This is a genomic window from Streptomyces fuscigenes (assembly GCF_021556455.1).
Taxonomy (GTDB): Bacteria; Actinomycetota; Actinomycetes; order Streptomycetales; family Streptomycetaceae; genus Streptomyces; species Streptomyces fuscigenes.
Window position 1 is genome coordinate 1 of record NZ_JAKGCV010000300.1, and the last position, 6,885, is coordinate 6,885.

Here is a 6,885-nt window from a genome sequence, read left to right on the forward strand (position 1 = left end):
CCGAGCCGCGGTTGCCCGAGCCCGCCGTGCCGCGCTGGGGTCCGTGCGCCGCGCGGAGCGGCCGGCGGGCTTCGAAGGCGGGCCGCCGGGGCCCGGAGGGCGGGCCCGCGTCGTCCGAGAGGTGGCCCCGTGAAGGCCATGGGCCTCTCCGGGCGTCCCGGGACGCCCCGCGGCGTCCCGGGAAGGTGCCGCGGCGGACCGGGAAGGTCCCGAACCGGCGCGGGAAAGGTCCCCGCCGGATCCGGGCAACGGCCCGGCCGGAGGGGGCCCTTGGTCCCGAGGCGGGCAGTCCTCCGACCCACCGCCCGTGACAAGGCGCACAGGCCATTTCGGGCCTACTAAGAAGGCTCGTCGGAATACCGGGTAGATGATGGTTCAAATGCCCGGAATGAGTAGAAAAATCCCTAGGTATGAGGGTTGTCGGCCTCTGTCAAGGGACCTTGGTCCATCGGGGGGCTACGAGCCGATGTCGTAGATGAGGCATTTGAGCCGAGATGGGGGGTCGGGTTACCAAGGTGGAGCAAGCCCGGTGCACGAGCGCCGGGTCCGTTCATGCCCGGAGGTTTCCCGTATGTCGCAGCGCTCGAAGTTCCGCACCTCGAACATCGCCGTCCGCCGTGGTCGCGTAGCGGTGGTCACCGCCGGACTCGGGGTGTCGCTGGTGGCCGGGGCCGGGGCCGCGTTCGCCGCGACCGGCGACACCGGCGCCCAGGCTCCCGCCCCCGTGCACACCGCCACGGTGGCGGCCACCGTGCACCACCAGGCCGACACCCAGGCCAAGGCGGCGGCCCACGCCGAGCAGGTCAAGGTCGCGAAGGCGAAGGCGGTCAAGGCCGCTGCCGCCAAGAAGGCCGCTTCCTGGATCGACCCCGTCAGCCACTACAAGCTGACCGCCGGGTTCGACGACTCCGGCAGCCACTGGATACACAAGCACTCCGGCCAGGACTTCGCCGTGCCGATCGGCACCGACGTCCACGCCGCGCACACCGGCACGGTCGTCAAGGCCGGCCCGCACGGCGCCGGTGACGGCGACGCGTACGGCAACGCCATCGTGATCAAGCACTCCGACGGCAAGTACTCGCAGTACGCGCACCTGTCCCGCATCGAGGTCCACGTGGGCGAGAACGTCAAGACCGGCGAGGAGATCGCGAAGTCCGGCAACACCGGCAACACGACCGGCCCGCACCTGCACTTCGAGATCCGCAACACGCCGAACTACGGCTCGGCCATCAACCCGGTCACGTTCCTGCACGAGATGGGCGTGAAGGTCTGATCGGCGCCTCGCACCGCGAGGAGCCGGCCGGCACCACCGGCTGACGCACCGGCCAGGTGCCGGGGCGGGGGCAGAGCCCCGGCCCCGGCCCCCTGGTCCGCCTCCCCACCCGCTCGTGGCCCCGGGCTCCGTCCCCGGCCCGCGTCCGACCCCCCGGTCCGATCCCCACCGGTCCCTCCCGGGACCGCGCGGGCCGGGTTCCCGCGTCCGGCGGCACCCGCTTCTCCCGCGGGTGCCGTCAGGCGCCCCGGCCGCCTCCCCGATGGGCCGCGGCCAGCAGTTCGAAGGAGACTTCGAGGAGAGCGTCGTACTTCTCCTCGGGGTCTCCTTCGACGTCTTTCAGGGCGAACATCCCGACGTGCAGGGAGAACAGCGCGGTCGTGGTGCGCACCCGGTCGGCCAGCGACGGGTCCGGCGTCAGCAGTAGCTCCACCGTCGCCTCGACGCGGCTGCGGAACGTCTCGCCGACCCGCAGGTCGCGCAGCTCCGCCTGGTTCTCCTGGACGAAGCGGAACAGGCGGGAGGCGCCCTTGAGCTGCTCCGCGTAGCGGCGCAGGAGCTCCTCCTTGCTCTCCAGCGTGTTCGGCTGGGCACGCCCCCAGGCGATAAGCTCGTCGAGCGGCTGCGCCAGGTCCTCGAACAGGCTGACCAGGATGTCTTCCTTGGTCTTGAAGTGGTAGTACAGGGCGGCCTTGGTGACGTCCAGCCGCTCCGCGATCTCGCGCAGCGAGGTCTTCTCGTAGCCGTGCTCCACGAAGAGGTCGAGGGCGACGTCCTGGATCCGCTGCCGGGTGTCGCTGCGGCGCTGGGCTCCTGTGCTGGGCATGCGCGCTCTCGTCTCTCTCGTGCGGCGGTTCCCGCTCCGGTCCGGCGCCGCGGCTCGCGGTGGGGGAGGGCCCGGGCGGGGCTTGCCTCCCAGTGTAGTTACTAGCCGGGCGGCAAGTAAGCGTCCAGGATCAGGACGTACGGGCCGCGATCGCGCCCTCGCGCGCCCCCGCACCCCGGCGCGCAGCGCCTGCGGCGCACCGCGCACCCCGGCGCACGTGGACGTCCCCTCGCTCAGGGGATCCGGGCGACACCCGCGTAGGCCCCGGAGGTCTCGTCCTCGGGCCGAGGGGTGCCCTTGTACCAGAGCGGGGCCGCCACCAGTCCCGGCTCGACCAGGTCCAGCCCGGCGAAGAAGCGCGCCACCTCCGCGCGGCCCCGGTGGTGCACGGTGTCCGCGTGCCCGCGCTCCCGGCCGTCCTCCGGCCGTGCCCCGGCTCCGGCCCCGCTCCCGGCCGCGGCCTCGCTCCCGCTCCCGGCCGAGGGCCGAGGTGCGAAGTCGAGCGTGCCGTGCGAGAGGGCGAGGTAGCTGCCGGAGGGCAGCGCGCCGACGAGCGTCGCGGCGGCGCGGTGGGGGTCGTCGCCGTCCGGCACGAAGTGGAGCAGTGCGATGAGGGTGAGCGCCACGGGTCGTCCGAGGTCCAGCAGGGGGCGGGCGCTCTCCAGCAGGGCCGCCGGCTCGCGCACGTCGGCCTGGACGTACGCGGTGGCTCCCTGGGGCGACCCGGCCAGGCGCGCCCGCGCGTGCCGCAGGACGAGCGGGTCGTTGTCGGCGTAGACGATCCGGGACGCCGGATTGACCCGCTGGACGATCTGGTGGAGGTTCGGCTCCGTCGGGATCCCGCTGCCCACGTCCAGGTACTGGTCGATGCCGACGCTGGCGAGCCATCCGACGGCCCGCCGCATGAACGCCCTGTTCTGGCGGGCGAGCCGGGCCGCCTCCCGGGGCAGCCGGCCCGCGGCCTGGCGGTCCGCCGCGTAGTTGTCCCGGCCGCCCAGCAGGAAGTCGTGGACGCGTGCCGGGTGGGGTCTGCCGGTGTCGACCGGAGGCTTGGAATATGCCATCGGCCCAGTCTGGCATATGCGGGTCAAGTCGCCCACGGCTGCTACGAGTTGACGTTCAGTCAGCGACCTTGTCCGGTGGGCGGGTTCCGCACCGGACCGCGGGTCCGGGACCTTCCCCCGTCACCCGTCACCCGCCACTCGTCGCCCGTCGCCCGCCACTCGTCGCCCGCCATTCGTCGCCCGTCACCCGTCACCCGTCACTCGTCACCCGTCACCCGTCACCCGGACGTCTCCCGGCCGCCGGGAGCGGTCCCGTCGCGGGGGAGGCGCCGCGCGGCCGGGCTCAGGACGGGTCGGGGAGGGTGACGACCGGGAAGCTGCCCGTGGTCGTCGGCGCGTTCTCGGGCAGCCAGAGCACCGCCACGGCGCCGCCGGTGCCGTCCGCGCCCGCGTTGCGGAAGGTCAGCCGGGCGCCGAGGACCCGGGCCTGGCCCGCGGCGATCGTCAGGCCGAGGCCGTGGCCCTGCCCCGCCCGGTCGGGCGTCCCGGTGCGGAAACGGCTCGGGCCCTCGCGCAGCAGGTCCTCGGGGAAACCGGGGCCGTGGTCCCTGACCCGCAGGACGCGCCCCTCGACGCTCACCTCCACCGGCGAGCCCCCGTGCTTCTTCGCGTTGGCCAGCAGGTTGCCGAGGATGCGCTCCAGCCGGCGCGGATCCGTGCTGACCCACGACTCGCGCACCACCGACAGCGCGGCCTCTGGGTCGAGGGCCCGCACGCGCCGCTCCACGAACTCGCCCAGCGCGATCTCCTGGAGCTCCGCCCGCTCGGACGCGCTGTCCAGCCGCGCCACCTCCAGCACGTCCTCCACCAGCGTGCGCATCGCCTGCGCGCGGTCGCGCACCAGCTCGCTGGGCCGGCCGGGGGGCAGCAGCTCGGCGGCCGTGAGCAGGCCCGTGACGGGGGTGCGCAGCTCGTGGGCGATGTCCGCCGTGACGCGGCGCTCCGCCTCGATGCGTTCGCCGAGCGCGTCCGTGAGCGCGTCGACGGCGCGCGCGAGCTCGTCCGTCTCGTCGCGTACGACGCCGCCGATCGCCGTCCGCACCCGTACGTCCGTGTTGCCCTGCGCGACCCGCCCGGCCGCGGCCGCGGCCTTGCGCAGCCGCCGGGAGATCTGGCCGCCGATCAGGACACCGAGCACCGATCCGCCGACCACGACCGCGGCGGAGCCGACGAGCAGCGCCCGGTCCAGATCCTCGATGATCATGGTGGACCGCTCGGCGAGCCGGCTGTGGCTGGACAGCACGGTCCCGTTGCCGAGCGGCACGGCCGCCCAGATGTCCGGCACTCCGCCGCCCTCGACCAGCGTGGCCCGCCTGCCCTGCTTGGTCTTGGCGCGCAGCGGCGCCGGCAGCGCCGGGTCGTTGATCTTGGTGCCGAGCTTCGCTTCCTTCGTGGTGTCGTACATCCGCTCCGCGAAGAGCGTCTGCGAGAGCTGGACCTCGCGGGCGTTGTCGAGCATCGAGACGCGGGCCGCGTTGTGGACGACGAGGCTCAGCGCCACCGCGATCAGCGCGCCGACCGCGGCGATCGCGATGCTGATCTTCCACCGGATGCCGGTGCGCAGAGCGAGGCGCCTCATGGTTTTAGCTTGCACCAATCCGCGTCGTGCCCGGACGGTCCGCCCGCCCGCGGGCGGCCCGCGCCACCGCCGCCGCACCGCTCGCGGCGCCCGGCGTGACGCAGGCCACGGCTCCACGTGCGCACCCGGGGGCGGCCGCGGCCGCGCGAGGGGCCGCGGGCGTGCGTGCCCCGTCCGCGTGTCTCCCGTCCGCTCCCCGTCGGCCCGTGGGGGTGCTTTCGGGACGGGCCTTCTCCTCGCCCGGCACGCGCCTCACGCCCTGCCCTCCGGTGCCACGCGCGTCACGCCTTGAGCTTGTAGCCGAAGCCGCGGACCGTCTCGATCCTGTCCTGGCCGATCTTCGAGCGCAGCCGCTGCACGTGGACGTCGACGACCCGGGTGTCGCCGCCCCAGCCGTAGTCCCAGACCCGTTCCAGCAGCTTGTCGCGGGAGAGCACGGTGCCCGGCGACGCCGAGAACTCCAGCAGCAGCCGCATCTCGGTCGGGGTCAGCGCGACCGGCTCGCCCGCCCGCCGCACCTCCATGCCCTCGGTGTCGACCTCGAGATCGCCGAAGGCCAGCACGGCCGGGCGGGCGTCGGCACCGGCGCGCGCGCCGGCCTCGCCCGCCGCCGCGCCGCGGTCGCCCGCCGCGTGGCCGAAGCGGCGCAGGACCGCGCGGATGCGCGCCACCAGCACGGCCCCGTCGAACGGCTTGGTCACGTAGTCGTCCGCGCCGGCCTCCAGGCCGAGGACGACGTCGATGGAGTCCGCGCGGGCCGAGAGCATGATCACGGGGACGGTCGACTCGTCGCGGATGCGGCGGCACAGGCTGACCCCGTCGAGCCCCGGCACCATCACGTCGAGCAACGCGATGTCGGGCCGGTCGGCGCGGAACGCCTCCAGGCCGGACAGGCCGTCCGGCATGGCGGTCACGGCGAAGCCGTCACGCTCCAGGGCGAGCTGGGTGGCCTCGCGGATGACGTCGTCGTCCTCGACGAACAGGACGTGGGTCTCGCCCATGCGGTGGCTCTCCGCTCCTCTCGGTGTCGTTTCCCGTGCCGTTTTCCGTGCACGCGCTCCTACCCGCCCGGCGGCCCTTCAGCTCGCCCGGCGGCCGGTCCGCCCGTCCGCCCGTCCGCCGGAACACCGCCCATTGCGGGGGCCGGTCTCCCACCGGCGCGGGCAGCGTTCCCCGCGGTGGCCCCGGGCGGCGGCCGTCCGCGCGGGGTCAGCCCGAAGCGGTCACGGTGGGGACCGGCGCGCCGAGGTCGTCGTTGCCGTCCGTCTTGCTGTACGTGTTGCGCACCCGGAAGCGCACCGTGAACTTCGACTTCGACCAGTCGTAGGTGATGACGTCCTCGCCGGACGGATAGGCGGCTGAGTCGCCCTTCGTGTACACCTGCTGCGTCACGACGAGTTCGCCCCTGTCTATCGTGCCGTAGACGGCGGGCTCCTCCGCGGAGAAGACGTTCTCGTACCGCCCCGGCAGCTCCTTGCCGGGCGCCGGCGCATCGCCGTCCAGGAGACCGCCCTCGGCCGCGTCGTCGTCCCCCGCCACGCCCGCGAACGGGTCCTGGCTCGCGCTCGGCGAGGAGGTGAGCGACGTGCCCACCGCGCTGTACGCCCCGCCGGGGGCGGTGGTGCCGGCCGCGGCCGTGCGGTCGGCCGCCGAGCCGCTCGCCCGGGCCCCGGGGGACGCGGAGGCGCTGTCCGCCACGCGGTAGACGTACGTGCCGATCCCGATGGAGTCCTTGCACGTCGTCACGTTGATCACGATGTCCGGCTGGGAGCCGCCGGTGAGGTCGCCGTACGAGGTGTTCACGGGGTACGAGTCGGAGCCGCACGGCCGCAGGCTGCTCTTGACCCGGTCGCTCACGCGGGGATCGGCGCGCAGCAGCGACACGGGGTCGACGCTCGCGTGCTGCGGCGCCGGGGTGGTCGAGGGGGTCGGCATGGTCCGTTCGACCGGCGCGGGGACCGCGGGGCCCTCGTCGCGCATGCCGGTGCCGCCCGCCGAGCAGCCGCCCGCGAGCAGGCCGATGGTGGCGAGGCCCGCGAGCCCGGCGACCGTCGAGCCGCCCGCCGCGAAGATCCGCGCGGCGCGGCCGGCCCCGGCGTCCGACGGCGCCCCCGCCCGGCCGGGACGCTCCAGGCGTGCGTCG

The 6,885-nt window shown here is 74.4% G+C and carries 6 protein-coding genes; 1 reads left to right on the forward strand and 5 read right to left on the reverse strand.

Annotated features, from left to right (window positions below; genetic code table 11):
* Window positions 1-571 precede the first annotated feature (571 nt).
* Window positions 572-1,273 carry a M23 family metallopeptidase gene (locus L1885_RS20545; protein WP_235798635.1) on the forward strand — a complete coding sequence of 234 codons (702 nt, stop codon included), beginning with the start codon at window positions 572-574 and terminating at the stop codon, window positions 1,271-1,273.
* 238 nt (window positions 1,274-1,511) lie between these two features.
* Here the strand turns inward: L1885_RS20545 and L1885_RS20550 are convergent, their stop codons facing one another.
* The 5 genes from L1885_RS20550 to L1885_RS20570 form a co-directional block, all read right to left on the reverse strand.
* On the reverse strand, window positions 1,512-2,099 hold the full coding sequence (locus tag L1885_RS20550; RefSeq protein ID WP_235798636.1) for a TetR/AcrR family transcriptional regulator: 588 nt from the start codon (window positions 2,097-2,099) through the stop codon (window positions 1,512-1,514).
* A gap of 233 nt (window positions 2,100-2,332) precedes the next feature.
* Window positions 2,333-3,163, reverse strand: a complete 831-nt coding sequence (locus L1885_RS20555; protein ID WP_235798637.1) for an SAM-dependent methyltransferase — start codon at window positions 3,161-3,163, stop codon at window positions 2,333-2,335.
* Between the two features lie 283 nt (window positions 3,164-3,446).
* A complete protein-coding gene (gene cseC, locus L1885_RS20560; protein WP_235798638.1) occupies window positions 3,447-4,742 on the reverse strand; it encodes a two-component system sensor histidine kinase CseC in 1,296 nt (431 codons plus the stop codon).
* Between the two features lie 281 nt (window positions 4,743-5,023).
* A complete protein-coding gene (gene cseB / locus L1885_RS20565; protein ID WP_235798639.1) occupies window positions 5,024-5,743 on the reverse strand; it encodes a two-component system response regulator CseB in 720 nt (239 codons plus the stop codon).
* A gap of 208 nt (window positions 5,744-5,951) precedes the next feature.
* A partial coding sequence (locus tag L1885_RS20570; protein WP_372481986.1) for a hypothetical protein occupies window positions 5,952-6,885 on the reverse strand: 934 nt, incomplete at its 5' end.